We start from the raw sequence: 20,032 nt of genomic DNA, 5'->3' as shown, positions 1-20,032 counted from the left end.
CCAACACTTCAGAACGGAGGTGGTCCGAATGAACGACGGAATCGCAGAAATGCAAGGACTCGACAACTCTTCCCCCGACGAGGCCCCGACCGAGAGGCCTGAACCACGACCCGGTGCCGAAAAGCCTGCGGGTGGTTGGTCGATGCCGCCGCCGGTATTTCGTCAAACGAGCGGGCATACGCCTCAACGCAGCCAGATGCCGGCAACAACCGAACCGGTTGCAGCAGCGGCGGCCGAGCCAATTGCTCTTGATATCGAGCCGCAGCCCGACCTCAATGAGGCGGTTCCGGACGCACCCGAAACTGGGGTTCCGGCCTCCTCGGCCATCGAGGAAAAAGGCGGCCGCGGTGCCGTTTGGGCCATCTTTACTTTGTTCATCATTGTGGTCTTTGTGATCGCTTTCTCCGTCGGCGTCTATTTTTTGTTTTTTAGAGGTGGCGGAGACAGCGCTTTCTAAGAACGCAAAACGCCCGTGTCCCGAGCGTCAAAATCCAGGATCGTGCTGCGGCCGCTGCCCTTACGACGGAGCTTGCGGCCGATTTTTGATGAAGAGTGTGCTTTTAGGTAAATGCGAGAAGCAAAGCTGAAATTTGACGACCGCGAGTTTTTCCTCGGCTCGGGCCTTGTGACCATCGGCCGGACGCCGGATAACTCTATTTCTTTTCCGGGCGACAGCAACGTCTCACGTTACCACATTGAAATAGAGCTTCGCGGCGAAGAATATTGCCTGATCGACCTCAACAGCAGCAATGGCACCACAGTCAACGGTGTGCCGATCAAAGGCGAGGTCTATCTGTTCGATGGCGACGAGATACTGCTTGGCGGCTCCGCAAAGCTGACTCTTGAGTTCGTTAAGGAAAAGGGAGCCGAAGATTCAGTTGCCGGCGTTCCGGCCTCCGAGAATACAGAAACATCCGAAGCAGAACCGTCCGAAACCGCCGAAACAGAAGCAGCCGCACCGGCCGGCCCGGAAGGTGGTTCAAGTTCAAAGGGCCTCTTTCTCGCCGCAGGCGGTTTTCTGGCTCTTTCGCTCGTGATAGGTGCCGGAGCGACCGGCTACTATTTCTTGCGCGATACGAGTTGCAACGCCCGGGCCGTTATCCTTTCGCCCGAGCCCGGCGATACTATCGCCAAGCCGACCGAGATCGAGGTTGAGATCGAGAATTCCGAGTGCGTTTCTCGCGTCGCCTTTACGGTTGATGGCTTTGAATTCGCCAGCGTGTCTGGGTCGCCTTACATTGTTGAGATCAACCCGGCGGACTTCCCCGACCTCGCCGATGGCTTCGACCACCCGCTCGGGATCGTGCTTGAGGACGAAAAGGGCGTAAAGTTCACGACCAGCCCGCCCGTTCTGCTTGCCTTTGAAACGCGTGCTGTTCGTCGCGAAGGCGATGAAGTTGCCGGAACACAGACCACCCAACCCGACGAGCCGCAGCGGCCGGCGAAAACGTCCGGCCCGAGCCTCGTCGAGGTCCACGATCTTACTCGAAAGATGCTGTCGCAGTTCAATGGCGGCGATAAGTACAACATCTCGAACCGGCAGTTGCTGCAAGAGATACAGCGAAAGACCGCCGATTTCGCACAACCCGGATATTCGGCAAAAGCATCGCAGTTCAAAGATGCCATCAATGTCGGGTTTGTCCGCGAGCAGAACCTTGATGCTCCGTTGGGCTTTGTCCTCGCGATGAGCCGTAGCCGTTTTGACCCGGCCCGCCAAGGCACCGATGAGGGCCTTTGGCGAATGTCGCCCGAATTCGTTAAGGCAGCTGCCTATGACGGAACGTGCGGTGGGCAAACGATCGCCGACCCAAAACAGGAATGTGCGGCGATTGCCGCAGGTCTTTATATGAAGGCGATGGTACTCGGCGCGTTTGAGGGCGATTTCCTCTTTGCCGTGGCTGCATTCGGCAAGTCGCCGCAGGAAGCAGGCGAGTGGAAGGCGACGCTTCCCGCGATCCGAACAGACGTGTGGAACTCGATCAAAACACCCGCCGAACGCGAGCAGCTTGTTCGCTTTTTAGCGGCAGGAGTCGTAGCTGAGAACCCGCAAAAATTCGGCCTCGAAAGCGAGCGGCCGCTCTCGGAATTTTACCGGATCGCGATGTAAGATAGTGGAAAGATGTTGGAGGTTCGACTCAATTGCAAAGGCCCGGACGGCAACCGAACAGTAAGCGTCGCCGAAGGGCGGATCTCGTTCGGCCGCGGCAGCGATGCCGATGAGCGGTTCGAGGATAACGGCCTCTCGCGGCTGCACGCAACGGTCTATCGCGAAGGCGATCGCGTTTGGATCGTCGATGACAACTCGGCGAATGGCACATTTGTGAATGGCGAGGCCGTGCCGCCGGTCGGCAAGCCACTCGCGAATGGCGACCGCATCAAGATCGGTAACGAAACTCAGATCAGCGTCGAGATCCAAGCCGCATCAAAGGCTGCCGAACCCGCTCGGGCGGCGGCCGCTTCGGGTGAAGGAATCATCGCAGCCTCGGACGTCCCGTCCGGCATTGGCATTGTGCCGATAGCGATGATCGGATTCGCGTTCATGATCGTGACCGTGTCGTTCGCACTGATCGCATATAAAGTGTTCGGCTTTGGCGAACCTTCAGTTGTACGGGCCGATGACGACATTGAGTTTTCCGATTCTGAGCCGCGGAGCACCCGTGACAGCGACTCGAAGAATACCAGCGATAGGCCGTCAAATTCCGGAAGCTCATCGACGAACTCAACGACGTCCACCGACCCTGACTCAAGTGAGCCGCTCAATATCAAGACTCCCGAACCGTCGAAACCGGAGGCGCCCGTTATTCCGCCCGGAAAGCGTTACCTTGACCTTACTGACGCCGAAAAGCGCAAATATGTAGCCGAACGCTCGATGCGGATCGCAACAGCTATCGGAAACAGCTCGAGCGATCAGATACCTCCCGAAGCCGTCGAGCGGATCAAGGTCTTTACCGATGCCTTCGCCAAGCGGATCAATGTTAAGCCGCTCGGAGGGTGCCGCTTTGGCGATAATCTGCAGGCGACCTATGAACGTGCGAGCAAGAACGCGCCGTTCATCGTCCGGGCCTTTAACGCCCGCGGGATCGACCCGCGGATCGGGCTTTACCTTGCAATGATCGAGTCGGAACATTGTGTTTGCCTGCAAAGCCCGACCGGCCCGCTCGGAATGTTCCAGTTCACAAAAGCGACCGGCGAAAATCACGGCCTTAAAACCATCAGCGGCGCCTCGCCCTCAAATCCCGATGAACGCTGCGAACCGGAACCCTCGGCACGAGCCGCCGCCTCATACATGAAGGCATTGACGGCGAGGTACGGCACCGGGCCGGCGAGTGTCCCCCTTGCGATCGGTTCTTACAACAGCGGCGAAGGTGGCTTGAGTTCGAACCTCGTCAAGGCTCTCGAATCGGGCTCCGGTGTCCCTCGTGATTTCTGGACCCTGATCTCAAAAAGCGACATGCTCTCTAAGCAATTTCAATCGGAGAATTTCAAGTACGTGCCCAAGTTCTTTGCCGCCGCTATCGTTGGCGAGTATCCGCAAGACTTCGGCCTGAAGCTTCAGCCGCTTTCGACCTATTCGAATTAGGCCCGGACGAACGATGAGCGACCTTCGGCTCGATTATAAGGACCATGACGGCAAGGACCGCTCTGCAACGGTCGGGGTTGACAAGTTCACTCTCGGCCGGCACTCGTCGTGCGACCTTGTTTTGTCTGCTCCGGGCGTCTCACGAGAGCATGCCCGGATCGAACGCTTCGGTACGGTTTACGTTATCCAGGATCTCGGTTCGAAGTTCGGGACGAAGGTCAACGGGGTTTTGCTTAGTGAACCGACAGGGCTCAAGAATGGCGATACTATCGGCCTCGGTGATTCACTTGAGATCAAGGCCGAATTGCCATCTACCGCTCCAAAGGAAGAGCCAAAACCGGCGGCTCCGCCCGTTGCCGCTTCGGCGGGTGCCGCGGGATCGTCCGCTTCGGGCGGCAGCAATTTGGTCTGGCTCGCCGTCCTCGCTCCGCTTACAGCCGTCCTCCTGCTCGTCTTCGTCGGCGGCGGGTTGTATCTCTGGAGCACCAGCGGGCAAGCGAGCCGCGATATCTCCCGCGATACCGACGACCCTTTTGCAGATGATATTGGCGACGATTCGCCATCAGGTTCAAACGACGACATCGGCGGGCCGGGTTCGAGTTCATCGCCAACAACGCGGCCGACCACCGGCAACCCCGGAACAACGTCCACTCCGGGCACCGGGCCGGGCTCGGCCCCAACCGGAACGACCGTGACTCCGCCGGACTCCGAACTAGCGAAGGTCGAACGAAATACCGCGGTCTTTTTGCGAAAGGCCGCCGTGAATGACCCGCGAGCCTTCATCACCGCTGAGCACGCACAGCGGGTTTCGGCCAAGATCCGCGAGGTCGCAGGCTCGCCGGCATTGGCCGCAAATCTCGAGTCTGCCCGGAAGAATTCGTCCGCGATCGCATCGCTCGCCAGTGCAAATGGCCTAAAACCGCATTTCCTTGCGGCAGCCGCGGTGAACAAGCTTGGCAACTCACGCGGAGACGTTCTTCAGACTGCTCAGGGTATGGTAGAAGTGCTTTCAAAGCTGAACGCCCAGATCGGTTCGGAACGCAGCGACGATGCCGTTCTGCTGATCGCTGCTTATGACCAGGGCGTTGCGGGCGAGTTCTTGAAGATGAGAAATATGATCCAAAAGCTTCCGTCCGAGTTTCCCGAGAGCTCGCGTGAGATAAGGTCGATCTGGTTCCTTGAACAAAAGCAGAAGATCACAAAAACCGAGTTCGATAGGGCCCTGCGGTTCCTGGCCGTCGGTACCGTGATGCAAAACCCTAAGGACTTTGGCGTCAATTCAGAACCGCTCGGCGATTAGGCCAAAGCTACGCTCAGCGACCGGAGGTTTCAAAATATGCAGGAAAACGAATGGGTCACCGGCAACGTGACGATCTCGATCAATGGCCAACCGCTCTCGATGACGATGACCGTCCCGGCGAATCGCGTCAAGCCGCACCGGATGCTCCCGATCTTTCAGCAAATGTCGAACACGTTTGTTGATATGGGCGTTTCCGAAGCGGAAAATGCTGGTAAGAGCATCTCCTGCAAGGCCGGATGCGGAGCTTGTTGCCGACAGCCTGTACCGGTCTCTGAGATCGAGGTTTACCACATCGCTGAGGTGGTCGAGGCACTTCCTGAACCGCGGAGGAGCGAGGTCAAGCAGCGTTTCCGCGATGCGATGGAGCATTTCCGGTCGATCAAATGGTTCGATCGCGTGCAGGATATCCGCGAAGTGGTCGAGGAGAACGGCAAAGAGGAAGCGATGAAACAGCTTTCCGAGCTTACGACAGAATATTTTCGCGAGGGCGTCGCCTGTCCGTTCCTTTTTGAGGAGAGCTGTTCGATCCATAAAGACAGGCCCGTCGCCTGCCGCGAATATTTGGTAACGAGCCCGGCCGAGAATTGCTCCACCCCAACGGCCGAGGGCATCGACCTCGTCCCGCTCGGCATTTCGCCCTCCAAAACGCTGACCAACGTCGGCAATACGGGCCGGCTCGCCAAATTCGCCCTGCTGCCAATGATACGTTCGCTCGAACTTGCCGAACAATACCCCGAAAAGTTCGTAGAAAAAACAGGCGAGAAATGGATGGCAGACTTCTTTACGATGCTAACGCACAGCGAGATTCCCGACTCCGCAAGAAAGAAGCCATCGGCGAATAACGGCAGCAACGGGCGCAAGCGATGATGTAAACACATTTAGTCACAATCGCTTGCCGCTGTTTACTATTTTTCGAACTCGTTCTACTATTTAGGTCGATTCACTTTATGAGCAGATACCGCAAAGTCGTCTGGAACGAGGGGATGCTTCTGACCCCGCACCATTTCCAGCAGTGGGATAACTACTTCGAGGGCTTGCTCAACTCGCGGGTCGATGCCGTCAAGCAGTATGATTACGGCGTCCTTGAACTGCAGGTCAGCAATGAAGCTATCGCGAACGGCAACTTTCAGGTCATAAATTGCCGGGCGGTGATGCCCGATGGGCTCTTCGTCAATGTCCCCGATTCTGAAGCGGTTCCGGACATGCGTCCAATTGGCGACCACTTCCGCGTTGAGCAAGAAAAGCTCGGGGTTCACCTCGCGATCCCGGCCCGCAAAGCCGGCGAGGCTAATTTTCAGGCAAATGGCGCAAAGGCGAGCACAACGCTCCGCTTTCTGCAGGAAGGAGCGATGGTCAAGGATGAAACGACCGGCTCCGGCGAGCAACCGATCGCCTATGCCAAGAGCAACCTGCGGATAATCTTCGATGATGAACTTCGCGACGGCTTTACCTCGATGAAGATCGCCGAGCTTGAGCGAACGCCGACCGGCCAGTTAAAGATCTCAGACGACTACATTCCGCCGATCCTCAAAGTTACCGCCTCGACCTGGCTCGTAAATATGCTTCGCCAGATGGTCGAGATCCTGATCACGAAAAGCGGAAGCCTCGGCGAACAGCGACGGCATCGCAATGCCTCACTTGCCGATTTTACGACCTCGGAGGTCGCCGTTTTCTGGCTGCTTCACACGATCAATTCGTCGATCCCGACGATGTCGCATTTCTTCCGGTCGCCGCTCATTCATCCTGAGCAGCTTTATATGACCATGGGCGAGCTTGCCGGAAAGCTGATGACCTTTTCGCTCGAGCATAACCCGAAAGACATCGTCAAATACGACCACGACGACCTATATTTCACGTTCTACAGCCTGTCGCTTCAGCTCAAGGACCTACTCGAGACCGTTATCCCGAGCCGTTGTGTCCAGATACCGCTCGAGAAGACCCGCGACACGCTCTACGTTGGCAGGATCGAGGACGAACGCTTGATCAAAGAGGCAGGGTTCTACCTCGCGGTGCGGGCGCAGATGCCGGAATCGAAACTTATCGAGGGCGTTCCACGCGTTGTTAAGATAGCGTCTCGTGATGTCATCGATTCGGTCATCGGTTCGGCCTTGCCGGGCGTTGTGCTGACCTATTCGAATCCGCCGCCAGCCCCGATACCGGCACGCGTCGGCTTCAAATATTTCCAGCTAGATTCGATCGGGCCGTATTGGAACGGCATCGCCGGATCAAAGGTCATCGCTCTTTATGTCCCGAACGAGATCCCGGATGAGAAACTTGAGCTTTACGCTGTAAAACCATAGGCGTGTGAAAAATGGCAGAAGGTGCACTAAAAAAAGATCTTATAACGTTTGCCGGGCCGGTTTTTGACCTGATCCTGAGGCTCAAGGCCGGCATTGTCGCGCCGTCAAATGACCTTCGGCCGAAGATCGCCGGTATGCTCGAGGAGTTTGAAAAGCGTGCCGAGCGTTACCGTTTCAATCATAAGATCGTTCAGGTCTCTAAGTTCGCACTCGCCGCGTTTGTCGATGAAACGGTACTGACAAATGATTTTCATCTCAAGAACGAGTGGGAAAAAAACCCGCTTCAGCTCGAGTATTTCGGCGAGCAGCTCGCTGGAAACAAGTTTTTTGAGAAGCTCGAATCGATGATCAAGCAGATCGAGGCAACTCAGGATGCCGTCGAGGTCTATTATTTTTGCATGCTCCTCGGCTTTAAGGGCCGCTACGCGATCTATGAGCATGAAAAGCTCTTGGCAACGATGGAGCAGACCGCAAAAGCACTCGTAAAGGTAGGCAGGATCAGGCCGGTCGACCTCTCACCACACTGGCTTTCAAGCGACCAGCCAAAGCCGCCCGAGAAACGCGGAATGCCCGTTTGGGCAAAAATCGGCGCCGTTGGCGGTCTAGGTTTAGGCATTATCGTTTATCTTGTCATGTTTGTTATGTCATCACAGTTCATGCAGCAGGCGATAAATCGGCTCGCGATGTGATCCGGGACCGGATCGATATTCGCGTTCTTTACTGTAATCGAAAGTACCTTCCCGTCAGGCCAGCGTCGTTGAGCATTATGGCTGCCCGGGAAACCCTAACATCTTTTCTATGTCCTCATGGCACGCTGGACAACTTAAGTACGCCCTCGGGCTCGGCTCGATAATGTCGTTTTACGGCGTTGTCACGTTCATCGTGATGATGATGCCCGAGGGCAGCGTCGGGCGTAATCAAAAGATCGTCGTCATTTTACTGATCCTAATAACGCTTCCCTTTACACTTCTCGGGGGCTATCTCGCGGCCCGGCGTTCCAAAAAGAAAGAAGAAAAAGCAAAGGCTGAAGCGGAAGCGGCCGCCGAAGGCAAGCAAGCCGACCAACCGGCCGCTGCTACTGCGACCCCCGCGGTTGCGGCCGACGCCACCGCGCTTGCGGGCCTTGAAGAGGTCGTTCAGTTCATAAAGACCTCAAATCTCGGCAGCGGAGGCAAGGATGCGATCTATTCGCTCCCGTGGTATCTGGTCGCCGGCGCACCGAAATCTGGCAAGAGTTCGCTGGTCATCGGCTCAGACCTTAACTTCCAGAACCTCCCGAGCCAACGCCAATCCGAACTTAAGATCGTCCGGCCAACCCCGAATGTTGATTGGCGCGTAACAAGCGAAGGCGTCTTTATCGACACCGCAGGCCGCTATGGCAGCGAAGGCATCGATGGCGAAGAATGGGCCGCATTGCTCGAGGCCATCCGCAAGTATCGCCCAAATCGGCCGATCGACGGGCTGATCCTAACTGTCGACGTAAACACCATAACCAAAGGCGATGAGCGGCAAAACGAAGAGCACGCCAAGGTGCTTAGGGCTCGCCTTGACGACACGCTTCAGCGCCTAAAGGTAAAGTTCCCAGTCTATCTCGTCTTTACGCAAGCGGATTCGATCGAAGGCTTCCGCGACTCGTTCTCAACCTCGAAAAAAGAGGACAAGACGCTCGTTTGGGGCGCGACCATCCCGATCGAAAAGAGCGAGAATGCGCAGGCGTCGTTCGATGGCGAGTTTGAGGTCTTACAGGATGCCGTAATGCGGCGGCGGCTTTCGCGGCTCTCGGCCCCATTCCCGCCCGTTCGCCAGCTTCGTATATTTAACTTCCCGCTCCATTTTGGCGCCGCTCGCAGAAAGTTCGGCTCGTTCGTCAACGCTCTATTCCGCCCGAATCCGTTCAGCGAAAATCCGTTCTTCCGCGGCTTTTATTTCACCTCGGCACCGGGCACAAAAGGCAGTGGTAACGTGCCGGTGACCGTCGGCAACACTTACTTCACCGAAAGGCTTTTCAAAGACGTCATCCTCCGCGACCGCGATGTTGTAAGAACGTTTCAGGCACAGCGGCAACGGGCTCCGATCTTTGGCTGGGTGCTTACCTTCATCGGAGCGATGATCGTTCTCGGCCTGCTTGGGTTGACCGCCGTTTCGCTCGTAACGAACAAGCAGATGCTTGACGAAGCGGCAAGTGTCGGCGACCGGGGCCTTGCCTTAAGGCGTGCCGACCTCAATCGCGACATCCTCACGAAGAAAGAGGACGAGGTCCGCGAGGAAATGCGGGTGCTTGAAGGAATGCGGCCGATGCTCGTCACACTCGACGATAACAACCGCAACGGTGCCCCGCTCCATATGCGAATGGGGATGTACTCCGGTAACGGAATTTACCTCCAGAGCCTTCTGCCGCTTTATATGAACCTCGTCGAAAAGAGGTTCAAGCAGCCGGCCATCCGTAAACTCGAGGCAGAGCTCAAGCAGTTCGCCGAAAGCGGCCAACTTGCGGGATCGGATGATATCGAGCGCGAAGCCAGCCTCAACAAGAATTACAATTTGCTCAAGGCCTATCTGATGCTCTCCGATGGGTCGCAGCAGATCGACGGCAAGACCCTGCGTTATCGCGAGAAGGCCGAAGCAACGCATATCGCGGCCACGCTTCGCGACTACTGGCTGACGGAATCGAAGATCCCGAATGACATGAAGGCAACGGCCGAGATGCACCTCGACTTTTGGTCTCGGCAGATCGACCGTGCTGAAGGGCTTGGCGAGTTCCCGCGGATACAACTCAACGCAAAGATCGTGGACGAGGCCCGCCGAAAACTGCAGGCATTTCCGGCAGTCAACCGTTACTACAGCAATCAGGTCAGCCGCATCTCACGCGAGATCGACGACAAGGTCGGCCCGACAAATGTCGAGTCGTTGGTTGCCCGCGGCGGTGCGGATACAAGCCTCTTGACGGGAACCTACCGCGTTCCGGGAGCATTTACCCGCCCGGGCTTTGAGCTGATGAAAACCGCCATCGCTGAGGCAGATTCGAAACTCGCCGAGGACGATTGGGTGATGGGTGAGCTCGGCAAACGCCAACTCGTTCAGGCGCAGGCGACCGATGCCGCAAAGCTCGAGGACCTTTACTATCGCGATTACACTGACCACTGGCGAAAGTTCGTCCGGGGTACCCAGATCCGCAGTTTTGAGAAGCGTACCGATGCGGTCGATGCCTTCCAGGTGCTCGCCTCGGCAAACTCGCCGCTCAAACGGCTGGTGATCGAGGTCGAGAACAACACAAATCTCTCGAAAAAGGTCGATGGCGGCGGTTGGTTCGACTGGATCTCCAGCTTCTTCACGAAAAAGGCCACAGACGAACCGGGCAACACACAGCCCGAGAAGGAGTTCCGGCCGGTGACGACCTTTGTCGGCAAGATCGAGCAGGGCGAGAACGCCCCGATCGAAAAGTATCAATCCGAGCTGCAGCGCGTCTATACCAGGCTGAGCACCGTCAATGACGACCAGTTCCGCCGGGCGATCGACGAAATGGCGAATGAGAAGGACCCGCTCGACGTTAATAAGCGCGAGCAGGCCGTCAACGGACTCGTTTCCGCCTTTAACGAAACACCGGCCGGCCAAGAGGTCGCGACGCTTCTTCAGCAGCCGATCATGAACCTTAAGAACCTGCTTGGTGCCGGCGTCAAGCAGCAGATCGAGCGAACTTGGCGTGAAACCATACTTCCTGACGCAAAAGTACTTGAGGGACTCTATCCATTTGGTGCCGGCCAACCGGAGGCGGATTTCGAAGCGATTTCTCGCTTCCTAAGCCCAACGGACGGCAAGCTTTCGAAGTTCTATGACGAACGTTTGAAGAACTACTTTGAGGAGAGCGGCGGCCAACTCAAGCCGCGTGAATCGGCCGAGATCCAGTTTACGGACGAATTTGTCGCCTATCTCAACAATGCCTTTGCACTGCGGCGGGCGCTTTTTGGCTCAAGCCCGACGCCGAAGTTCGACTACGAATTCACCCTCAAGCCTTCTCCTGATGCGGTCATCGAAGTATCGATCGACGGCCAGAAGATCACGTCCGAAGGAACGGGTTCGATCAGAGGGACTTTCCCTGCCGCCCAATCAAGCGAGACCGGCGTTGCGATAAACCTCGTTTCGACGTCCTCAACGGCCGAATCGACCACGGGCACCACGACGACCTCGACGCCGCCTTTTGCCGGCAAATGGGGATTGTTCAGGTTCGTCGAGGCCTCGAAGCCGCAGAAACAGGCGACCGGCGAGTACTTGCTGAGTATCTCCGCCGGCGGAAAGTCCATCGGAGCGACCATCAAATCGAGCAGCGGCGACCTCTTCGGTAAGGAGATCTTCGAGAAGGTCCGGGCACCCGAGAAGGCATTGAAATAGCAACAGAAAGGCCGGGAGATCAAACTCAGCGGCCGGAGGAAAAAGATGAACGACGCAAAATTAGCATTGGATAAGGGCGACCTTAAGTCGGCCGTGGAATCGGCGATCAATCTCGTCCGCACTAACCCGACGGACTCAGCGGCCCGGATCTTTCTTTTTGAACTTTCTTGCTTTTCCGGTGATTGGGAGCGTGCCGAAAAGCAGCTCGATTTCATCGGCCATCAGGACACGACCGCGATGATCGGGTCAATGATCTACAAACAGAACTTCAAGGCGGAACGCGACCGGCTGAAGTATTTTTCGGATGGCCTCAAGCCCGAGACGATGACTGCCATGCCGTCCTATGTGACGGAGTTGATGGACGCGAACAATCGTGTCCGCGAAGGCAACGTCGCCGAAGCCCGGGCGATACTCGACCGCGTCGAGGAGATCCGGCCCGCCTATAAGTGCTCAGTAAACGGCGAGGGTTTCTCGGATTTTCGCGATTACAACGACCTAACAATGTGCGTCCTAGAGGTCATTCATAAGGATGCGTATATCTGGCTTCCGTTCGAGCAGATCGTCAAGATCGAAATTCCAAAGCCCGGCACGCTACGTGACCTTTTTTGGATCCAGGCAAATATCGAGTTGAAGAACGGAACCGGTGGTGAGATGTTCATTCCGGCCCTGTATTCGGGCACGTGGAAAAGCGAGAACGATCAGGTCCGGCTCGGCCGAATGACCGATTGGCGCAACCTCGGCGATGAGCTGTTCATTGGCGAAGGCACAAAACTTTTCTGGATGGACGGACGCGACAAAGCGATCCTCGATATCCAGACGATCGAGTTCCATCACGAAGCCGCGGCCGAAGCTTGAGCTTTTTTCCGTTTTTGTTTTTGGAATTTCACGATTTCGTATATGATGGGTGCGTTAACGCACCCACCAAGACCAAATTCGAATGACGCGGCATCAGCGTCAAGGGATAATTTTCGATGAGCGAAGAGCTGCGAAAACCTAGTGTTATCGACCTCGAGGCGTTACTTTCGCCTATTTCCGACGAAGCCCCCTCGGGCGAAAGCCTGCGGTATTCCGGGCTTTATGATGAGGTCTCCGAGGCCCGCCGGGCCGACGACAACCTCAATCTAGGCGAGTGGCAGACCGAACTCAAGGTCGCCGATTATCGCAAGGTAAAGGACCTTGTGATACCTGCTCTTTCCACGCAAACAAAGGATCTTCAGCTTGCCGTCTGGCTTTGCGAAGCCCTTGTAAAGCAGGATGGATTCGTTGGGCTGCGAGATAGCCTTGACCTGCTTCGCCTTCTGACCGGGCGTTTTTGGGAGTCAATTCACCCCGAGATCGACGAAGGCGACATGGAAGGCCGGGCAAATGCCATATCTTGGTTTGAATCGACGTGCGGTCTCGCCATAAAGGCGGCGAAGATCACCGGAAGTGCCGGCTACAGCCACAACGACTGGGAAGATTCAAAGGTATTTGATATTCCCGAAGGGCTCGAAAGCCTGAGCACTGAGGAACAGGTCAAGTACAACGCGCTCCGCGAACAGGCCGAACGCGAACGCCGGGTTACGGCGGATATGTGGCGAAAGGAATGGGCCGCAACCCGAAGGGCGTTTGCCGAAGAGCTTAGCTTCGTGCTCAAGGAGTGCTTCGATGGTCTTGCCGCACTGAACAAGGTCATTGAGGAGAATTACGACCGCAATCAAACGCCGAGCCTTACCAATCTTAAAAAGTCGCTCGACGACATCGATCTGCAGGTCAAAAAACTGCTCGAGGAAAAGCGTGCCGAGGAGCCCGATGAGAGCGACCAGCCTGAAGGCGAAGAGGTCGTAAATGCCGACGGGACCGTAACGGTCGTTGCCGGGGCCGGAGCTGCAACGGGTGCGATCCAGAGCCGCCGCGATGCCCTTAAACGCCTTGACGAGATCGCCGAGTTCTTTCGCAAGACCGAGCCGCACAGCCCGGTCGCCTATCTCGTCCAAAGGGCCGTTAAATGGGGCCATATGCCGCTTGAGAACTGGCTGCAGGACGTCATCAAGGACGAGACGATCCTTTATCAGCTTCGGCAAACACTCGGCTTTAACACCGGCCAAGCGGGCTCGGAGGATCAGACTTCTGTCTAGCCGAGGCCGTCGCTAAAAGATTTGATCAATGCTCCCAGGTTATTTTATTCGATAAGGAGAAACGCCAATGCCAACAAAAGAAAGTCTGCAACATAAGATCGACCGCGTCCGACCGCCGCGTGTACAGATCACTTACGATGTCGAGGTCGGCGGAGCGATCGAACTTAAGGAGCTTCCGTTCGTCATCGGCGTGATGGGTGATTTTACCGGTAAACCGGAAGAACCACTTCCGGCCTTCAAAAACCGGAAATTCGTTGAGGTGGACCCGGACAACTTCAATCAGGTTCTCGCCGGAATGAAGCCGCGGCTTGCCTATACGGTGGACAATAAGCTGCAGGATGACGGAAGCAAGATGGGAGTCGAGCTGAAATTCAACAGTATCGAGGACTTTGAGCCCGACAATGTCGTCCAACAGGTCGAGCCGCTCCGCAAGCTCGTCGAAGCCCGCCAAAAGCTCGCCGACCTTCGCTCAAAGATGGACGGCAACGAGAAGCTCGAGACAATGCTTGAAGACATTATCTCGGATGCGGGTAAGCAAAAGGAACTGAGCGACCAGCTCGGACTTGGGTCGAAGGAGGAATAGTAGATTATGGCAGCCAAGAAACAAGAAGAAGCCGCCGTCCAAACGGTGGAAACCGCCGAAGAAGGCGGACTGCTTGACAAGATCTTGACAGAAGGCCGCATGGCCCGCGACGAGTTCCAGAAAGAGCGTGCAAAAGACATGATCTCGGAATTCGTCAATCAAGTGATGTCCGGTGAATTGACGATGACCAAGAACATGGACGTCGCTATCAATTCGCGTATCGCTGAGATCGACCGCCTGATCTCGGCACAGATGAACGAGATCATGCACCAAGAGGACTTCCAGAAACTAGAAGGCTCATGGCGCGGACTTCATCACCTGCTCAAGAATACGCTCACCGGCCCGCAGCTCAAGATCCGCGTAATGAGCGTAACGAAAAAGGAACTGCTCAAGGACTTCGAAAGGGCACTTGAGTTTGACCAATCGACGCTCTTCCGCAAGGTTTACGAAGAAGAATACGGAACCTTCGGCGGTGCCCCTTACGGCGCATTGATCGGAGACTTTGAGTTCGGCAACCATCCGCAGGATATGGCCCTTCTCGAAAAGCTTTCAGAGGTCGCCGCGGCAGCCCACGCCCCGTTCCTGAGCGCGGCCTCGGCCGACATGTTCGGCTGGGACACCTTCTCGGAAATGAGCGAGGTCCGCGACATCACGAAGATCTTCGACCGGGCTGAATATATGAAGTGGCGCAGCTTCCGCGATTCGGAAGATTCACGCTACGTCGGCCTGACGCTTCCGCACGTTCTAATGCGTGAGCCTTACGGAGCGGCCACCAAGCCGACCGAAAGCTTCCGCTTTGAAGAGGACGTCGACGGCAAGGACCACAAGAAATACCTCTGGGGCAATGCCGCTTACGCTCTCGGCACGCGGCTTACTGAGGCTTTCTCAATGCACGGCTGGTGCGTCGCTATCCGCGGCGTAGAGGGCGGCGGCCTTGTCCAGGGCCTTCCGACCCATACCTTCGAGACCGACGAGGGCGAGGTCGCGATGAAGTGCCCGACCGAAGTTGCGATCACGGACCGCCGCGAGAAGGAATTCTCGGACAACGGCTTCATTCCGCTGGTCCACTGCAAAGGCACCGATTACGCTGCGTTCTTTGCCACACAGTCGGCGAATAAATCCAAGAAGTACGATACCGATGCGGCCAATGCCAACGCGCGGCTTTCCTCACAGCTTCAGTACATCTTCGCCGTTTCGCGGTTCGCTCATTATCTGAAATCAATGATGCGCGACAAGATCGGCTCGTTCATGTCGCGAGAAGAGGCCGAACGCTTCCTCAACCGCTGGATAACGAAGTATGTGCTCGAGAACGACGTAGCCCCCGCCGATCAGAAAGCGAAGTATCCGCTCCGTGAGGCTCGTGTTGACGTTGCGGAGATACCGGGCAAGCCGGGCTGCTATCGTGCAGTCGCATTCTTGCGGCCGCACTTCCAGCTTGACGAACTCTCTGTGAGCTTGCGTCTGGTCGCGGATCTTCCGCCGCCGGCGAAGTAAATGGATCATGCTCCCACATGTTTTTCTCCCGCGTTCGGCAAAAGCCGATTGGAAGTCCGTCAATCCTCTGTAAGCCGGTAAGACAGCGAGGAACGCGGTACGAAAGCTACAAGCCCTAATAAATGAGGGTCATAAACAAACGATAAGGAGCGAAAGAAACTCAATGGCAAGTGCAGATTATTATTTGAAGATAGACACGATCGAAGGCGAATCAGAAGCCGTCGGTTTTGAAAAGCAGATGCAGATCGAATCATGGTCGTTCGGAGCAACGAACTCGGGATCTTCGGGTGTCGGTACCGGTCTCGGAACCGGAAAGGTATCCCTTCAGGATTTCCACTTCGTCATCCAGAATGGCAAGGCCTCGGCCCAGCTCTTCTTGAAATGTGCAAAGGGCAACCACATTCCGCAGGCGATCCTTTCTTGCCGAAAGACGGGCGGCGACGGCAACCCGTACACCTACTACAAGGTGACCTTCGGCGACGTGGTCCTCTCGAGCTTCCAGACCGGCGGTTCGAACGGATCGGGAGCCCTTCCGATGGAGCAGGTCTCGTTCAACTTCACGAAGATCACTTTCGAGTACTTCCAGCAGAAGGCGGACGGTTCGGTGGCACTCACCAACACGACCAGCTACGACATCAAGAAGGTCGAAGGCAGCGGAGCGTAAAAGTTCCACAAGCAACCGGAAGCGGCCGGCCCCACATACCGGCCGCTCCCGAAAATTACTTTCAAGCAAATCGTTCCCGCCCTCATCGGCGGGAGCGTATTTTTCTCTTAAGGCACTAATGTCGCGATTCGGCAATGAGATCAGGGTCACACCGTCGGTTTTTGACCGGCTTATCGACCTTGACCCGCGGGTCAGCGAGGAGCCGCCGAAGTCGCACACGGCCTCGGTCAACGAACTGAAACAGTCGGTCCGCCGCGATCTTGAGTGGCTGCTCAATACCCGTTGCCACACCGAGGCTCTCGACGATCGGCTCGAAGAGGCACCGCGGTCGGTCGCTTTTTACGGCTTACCGGACTTCACAGGCGTAAGCGTCAAGAACCATAACGAACAAAAGCGGATGGTCCGCGAAATAGAAGAGGCACTTAAGATCTTTGAGCCCCGGTTCAAGAACCTGAAAGTGACGATGGAACCCGTAAACCACATCGACCGACAGATCCGGTTTCGCATTGAGGCCATCCTCGATATCGAGCCGACGCCAGAACCGGTCGTTTTCGATTCGGTACTGCAATCGGGCTCGGGAAATTTCTCGGTTGCCGAGGGCTAAGAGGCTGCTCAGGTTGAGCGGTCTTTCCTTTATAGATGAGAGACGAACTACTTGGATATTACGAACGCGAGCTGGTCTTCCTGCGCCGGATGGGTGCGGAATTTGCGCGTAAGTATCCGAAGATCGCCGCTCGCCTTCTGCTCGATGAAGAAAAGATCGAAGACCCGCACGTCGAGCGGATCATCGAATCCTTTGCTTTTCTGACCGGCCGCGTCGGCCTCAAGCTCGATGATGAACTCCCGGAAATAACCGAGTCGTTCATCAATCTGCTTTACCCGCATTATCTTGCCCCGATCCCGTCGATGGCCGTCACGCAGCTCTCATTCGGATCGCAAAGCGACAAGGTCACATCGGTCCAGGTGGTCGAGCGCGGTTCGCGGCTCAATTCGCGCCCCGTCGAGGGCACTCCATGTCAGTTTCGAACGGCCTATGACGTTCAACTGCTGCCGATCGAACTCGAATCCGCGGCACTCGAATCGCCGGCCCCGAAAAATTCTCAAGGCAAATATGCCGATTGCTTCATCCGCCTGAGCATGGCCTGCTACGGCGGGGCGAATCTCCATGAGATGAAGGTCGCGAACGATGATTCAAACCTCTCGTCTTTTCGTTTCTACCTTGACGGCGACCCGCAGCTCGTCTTCCCGCTCTACGAGATCATAATGAACCACGCGGTCTCGGTCGAATTTCGGCCGAAAGATCCGCCGCTCGGAGCAGGGACAATGAAGACCCTGACCAACATCCAGCTCAAGCTGCCGGATCCGGTCGTCATTCCCGCCGATGATGCCATTCGCCAGGTCGGCTTCACCGATGACGAGGCTCTGCTGCCGGCTTCAAAGCGTTCATTCAAGGGTTACCGGCTGCTGACCGAGTATTTCTCATTCCCTTATAAGTTTTTGTTCTTTGATATTCTTGGCGTCGACCGGGCCGTCGCCGCAAAGTTCGGCAGCCACTTTGACGTGTTCATCCATCTTCGCGATGTCACGCCGCCGATCGCTCCGGTGGTTACTGAAACCTTCCGGCTTGGCTGCACTCCGGTGATAAATCTTTTCAACCGGCTTGCCGACCCGATCTATATCTCACAGCAAAAATACGAGTATCAGATCATCCCGGACATCCACCGCCAGTCGGCAACCGAGATCTATTCGATCGATGAGGTCTATGCCGCCGATCCACGTTCGGGCGAGACCCGTGAGTTTGCACCATTCTATTCGCTCCGCCACGCCTACGGCGATGAGATGGAGAAGTCATACTGGTACGCCGCCCGGCGCCAGTCGCAGCGTGAAAACGACGAGGGCAGCGAGATCTTTCTTTCGTTCGTTGATGCAAAGTTCGACCCCTATGCTCCGAATGTAGAGGTGCTAAATGTGCGGGCGACGTGTACCAACCGCGACCTTCCGGCACGGCTTCCGTTCGGCGGAAAGGAAAGCGATTTTGACGTTGAGGGCACGGCTCTCGTTTCGCGCGTCCGTTGCCTGACGAAACCGACCGAGACCATTCGCCCGCCGCAAAGGCGTGCACTTCAATGGCGGTTGATCTCGCATTTGAATTTGAATTATCTTTCGATCGTCGCGGATAGGAACGGAACGCCCGAGGCCCTGCAAGAGATATTGCATCTCTATAATTTTGACGATTCGTCGGTTACGCGAAAGCAAATACTCGGCATCACCGGCATCGAAACCCGGAAGGCCGTGCGGCAGGTCGGCGGCAAGATCGGCGCCGGGTTTGTCCGCGGGCTTGAAACAACATTGACCTTTGACGAGGAGCAGTTCGTAGGAAGCGGCCTATTCCTTTTCGCCTGTGTGCTTGAGCGTTTTCTTGCACTTTACTCGTCGATCAATTCGTTCAATCAATTGATCATCCGCTCCGAACAACGTGAAGCGGATATTAAGGTCTTCCCGCCGCGAACCGGTGAGCAGGTCTTACTTTAGGTTAGCGCCAGCGTCGGACGGGCTAAACATTTTTTGTGTCAGGCAAGAGCGTAAGAGAACAACTCTTTGACGAACCGTATCGCTTTGATTTCTTTCAGGCGGTCCGCCTTCTTGAGCGCATGGCCGTCGATAAGAAACCGGTCGGCGGTAAGGCTCTGCCAAAGGAAGAACCCGTTCGCATTCGAACGCGGCCGTCGCTCGATTTTCCGCCAAGCGAGATCCAGGAGATCCGCGAGGTCGAGGACGAGGCGACCGGCGAACGCCGGCTCGAGATGCTGATCAACTTCATGGGCATGATCGGCCCCTCCGGCACCTTGCCCGTGCATTATACCGAGCAGGTAATGGACCGCATTCGCCAGCGTGATACGGCGATGTGGTCGTTCCTTGATATCTTTACGCACCGCTCGGCGTCGCTCTTTTACAGGGCTTGGGCAAAGTATCGCTTCCCTATCGCCTATGAACGCGGGAACGATGAATTTACGTCGTATCTTTACGACTTTGCCGGACTCGGAACTGCCGGGCTCCGCGGCCGGATGGGGTTCGAAGATGAAGCTCTGCTGCCCTATGTTGGCCTTGTTTCGCAGAAGCCGCATTCGGCTTCGGCGCTTGAAAATATTCTCGGCGATTACTTTGGCGTTGCGGCAAAGCTTACGCAGTTCTTCGGGCAATGGCTTTCCCTGACCGCCCGAGATATAACGTTCCTCGGCCAACGCAATAGCGTGCTCGGCCGTTCGGCTTTGATCGGTGACCGCGTCTGGGACCAGCAATCCAAATTCCGAGTAGCTCTCGGGCCGATGAAGTTCGATCAGTTTCGGGCGATGCTTCCGAATGGCTCGGGCAATACGCCGCTGCGGTCGATCATTCGATTCCTGGCCGGGCTTGAAACGGACTTTGACGTGCAGTTGGTCCTTGAGGCGAAGCAAGTGCCGGGACTTGTGTTAACGACACGTGCCGTCCGGCGGCCGATGCTCGGCTGGACAACGTGGCTCAAATCAGTGCCGTTCACCGAGGATGACGGCCAGGTCGTTCTGGCGATGGACCAGGACGCAGAAACTTTTTAGTGCATTTTTGTGAGA

16 protein-coding genes are annotated in these 20,032 nt (G+C 56.2%); all 16 read left to right on the top strand.

Annotated features, from left to right (window positions below; translation table 11 throughout):
• Positions 1 to 28: 28 nt before the first annotated feature.
• Positions 29 to 457: a hypothetical protein gene (locus IPM21_08580; GenBank protein ID MBK9163955.1), complete on the top strand. Its 429-nt coding sequence runs from the start codon at positions 29 to 31 to the stop codon at positions 455 to 457.
• A gap of 111 nt (positions 458 to 568) precedes the next feature.
• Positions 569 to 2,107, top strand: coding sequence for an FHA domain-containing protein (locus IPM21_08575; protein ID MBK9163954.1), 1,539 nt, complete (start codon positions 569 to 571; stop codon positions 2,105 to 2,107).
• Positions 2,108 to 2,119: 12 nt separating this feature from the next.
• The gene (locus IPM21_08570) at positions 2,120 to 3,580 is read left to right on the top strand and encodes a transglycosylase SLT domain-containing protein (GenBank protein MBK9163953.1); all 1,461 of its coding nucleotides are present in this window, start codon (positions 2,120 to 2,122) and stop codon (positions 3,578 to 3,580) included.
• Between the two features lie 13 nt (positions 3,581 to 3,593).
• Complete coding sequence (locus IPM21_08565; protein MBK9163952.1) at positions 3,594 to 4,880, top strand: FHA domain-containing protein; 1,287 nt, start codon at positions 3,594 to 3,596, stop codon at positions 4,878 to 4,880.
• A gap of 36 nt (positions 4,881 to 4,916) precedes the next feature.
• The gene (locus tag IPM21_08560) at positions 4,917 to 5,747 is read left to right on the top strand and encodes a YkgJ family cysteine cluster protein (GenBank protein ID MBK9163951.1); all 831 of its coding nucleotides are present in this window, start codon (positions 4,917 to 4,919) and stop codon (positions 5,745 to 5,747) included.
• 80 nt (positions 5,748 to 5,827) lie between these two features.
• Positions 5,828 to 7,180, top strand: a complete 1,353-nt coding sequence (gene tssK, locus IPM21_08555; GenBank protein ID MBK9163950.1) for a type VI secretion system baseplate subunit TssK — start codon at positions 5,828 to 5,830, stop codon at positions 7,178 to 7,180.
• An 11-nt stretch (positions 7,181 to 7,191) separates the two neighbouring features.
• Positions 7,192 to 7,869, top strand: a complete 678-nt coding sequence (locus IPM21_08550) for a DotU family type IV/VI secretion system protein (GenBank protein MBK9163949.1) — start codon at positions 7,192 to 7,194, stop codon at positions 7,867 to 7,869.
• A 109-nt stretch (positions 7,870 to 7,978) separates the two neighbouring features.
• Positions 7,979 to 11,566 carry a type VI secretion system membrane subunit TssM gene (gene tssM / locus IPM21_08545; protein ID MBK9163948.1) on the top strand — a complete coding sequence of 1,196 codons (3,588 nt, stop codon included), beginning with the start codon at positions 7,979 to 7,981 and terminating at the stop codon, positions 11,564 to 11,566.
• Positions 11,567 to 11,611: 45 nt separating this feature from the next.
• The gene (locus tag IPM21_08540) at positions 11,612 to 12,421 is read left to right on the top strand and encodes a hypothetical protein (GenBank protein ID MBK9163947.1); all 810 of its coding nucleotides are present in this window, start codon (positions 11,612 to 11,614) and stop codon (positions 12,419 to 12,421) included.
• 116 nt (positions 12,422 to 12,537) lie between these two features.
• Positions 12,538 to 13,683, top strand: a complete 1,146-nt coding sequence (gene tssA / locus IPM21_08535; protein ID MBK9163946.1) for a type VI secretion system protein TssA — start codon at positions 12,538 to 12,540, stop codon at positions 13,681 to 13,683.
• Positions 13,684 to 13,750: 67 nt separating this feature from the next.
• Positions 13,751 to 14,266 carry a type VI secretion system contractile sheath small subunit gene (tssB, locus tag IPM21_08530; GenBank protein MBK9163945.1) on the top strand — a complete coding sequence of 172 codons (516 nt, stop codon included), beginning with the start codon at positions 13,751 to 13,753 and terminating at the stop codon, positions 14,264 to 14,266.
• A gap of 6 nt (positions 14,267 to 14,272) precedes the next feature.
• Complete coding sequence (gene tssC / locus IPM21_08525) at positions 14,273 to 15,760, top strand: type VI secretion system contractile sheath large subunit (protein ID MBK9163944.1); 1,488 nt, start codon at positions 14,273 to 14,275, stop codon at positions 15,758 to 15,760.
• A gap of 163 nt (positions 15,761 to 15,923) precedes the next feature.
• Positions 15,924 to 16,424 (top strand): type VI secretion system tube protein Hcp, encoded by a 501-nt coding sequence (locus tag IPM21_08520; GenBank protein ID MBK9163943.1) that lies wholly within the window; start codon positions 15,924 to 15,926, stop codon positions 16,422 to 16,424.
• A 118-nt stretch (positions 16,425 to 16,542) separates the two neighbouring features.
• A complete protein-coding gene (tssE, locus tag IPM21_08515) occupies positions 16,543 to 17,028 on the top strand; it encodes a type VI secretion system baseplate subunit TssE (GenBank protein ID MBK9163942.1) in 486 nt (161 codons plus the stop codon).
• 35 nt (positions 17,029 to 17,063) lie between these two features.
• A complete protein-coding gene (tssF, locus tag IPM21_08510) occupies positions 17,064 to 18,956 on the top strand; it encodes a type VI secretion system baseplate subunit TssF (GenBank protein MBK9163941.1) in 1,893 nt (630 codons plus the stop codon).
• Positions 18,957 to 18,991: 35 nt separating this feature from the next.
• Positions 18,992 to 20,017: a type VI secretion system baseplate subunit TssG gene (gene tssG / locus IPM21_08505; GenBank protein ID MBK9163940.1), complete on the top strand. Its 1,026-nt coding sequence runs from the start codon at positions 18,992 to 18,994 to the stop codon at positions 20,015 to 20,017.
• The last annotated feature ends 15 nt before the right edge of the window (positions 20,018 to 20,032 follow it).

The sequence above is a fragment of the Acidobacteriota bacterium genome, assembly GCA_016716435.1.
In the GTDB taxonomy this organism is placed as follows: Bacteria; Acidobacteriota; Blastocatellia; order Pyrinomonadales; family Pyrinomonadaceae; genus OLB17.
This window is presented reverse-complemented; position numbering and strand designations above follow the sequence as displayed.

What these genes read in the sequence shown, in the direction of transcription:
- tssE (MBK9163942.1), top strand. Translation starts at nt 16,543, where the DNA reads ATGTCGCGATTCGGCAATGAGATCAGGGTCACACCGTCGGTTTTTGAC.
- tssF (MBK9163941.1), top strand. Translation starts at nt 17,064, where the DNA reads ATGAGAGACGAACTACTTGGATATTACGAACGCGAGCTGGTCTTCCTG.
- IPM21_08570 (MBK9163953.1), top strand. Translation starts at nt 2,120, where the DNA reads ATGTTGGAGGTTCGACTCAATTGCAAAGGCCCGGACGGCAACCGAACA.
- tssC (MBK9163944.1), top strand. Translation starts at nt 14,273, where the DNA reads ATGGCAGCCAAGAAACAAGAAGAAGCCGCCGTCCAAACGGTGGAAACC.
- IPM21_08550 (MBK9163949.1), top strand. Translation starts at nt 7,192, where the DNA reads ATGGCAGAAGGTGCACTAAAAAAAGATCTTATAACGTTTGCCGGGCCG.
- tssK (MBK9163950.1), top strand. Translation starts at nt 5,828, where the DNA reads ATGAGCAGATACCGCAAAGTCGTCTGGAACGAGGGGATGCTTCTGACC.
- tssA (MBK9163946.1), top strand. Translation starts at nt 12,538, where the DNA reads ATGAGCGAAGAGCTGCGAAAACCTAGTGTTATCGACCTCGAGGCGTTA.
- IPM21_08520 (MBK9163943.1), top strand. Translation starts at nt 15,924, where the DNA reads ATGGCAAGTGCAGATTATTATTTGAAGATAGACACGATCGAAGGCGAA.
- IPM21_08540 (MBK9163947.1), top strand. Translation starts at nt 11,612, where the DNA reads ATGAACGACGCAAAATTAGCATTGGATAAGGGCGACCTTAAGTCGGCC.
- IPM21_08565 (MBK9163952.1), top strand. Translation starts at nt 3,594, where the DNA reads ATGAGCGACCTTCGGCTCGATTATAAGGACCATGACGGCAAGGACCGC.
- IPM21_08560 (MBK9163951.1), top strand. Translation starts at nt 4,917, where the DNA reads ATGCAGGAAAACGAATGGGTCACCGGCAACGTGACGATCTCGATCAAT.
- IPM21_08575 (MBK9163954.1), top strand. Translation starts at nt 569, where the DNA reads ATGCGAGAAGCAAAGCTGAAATTTGACGACCGCGAGTTTTTCCTCGGC.
- tssM (MBK9163948.1), top strand. Translation starts at nt 7,979, where the DNA reads ATGTCCTCATGGCACGCTGGACAACTTAAGTACGCCCTCGGGCTCGGC.
- IPM21_08580 (MBK9163955.1), top strand. Translation starts at nt 29, where the DNA reads ATGAACGACGGAATCGCAGAAATGCAAGGACTCGACAACTCTTCCCCC.
- tssB (MBK9163945.1), top strand. Translation starts at nt 13,751, where the DNA reads ATGCCAACAAAAGAAAGTCTGCAACATAAGATCGACCGCGTCCGACCG.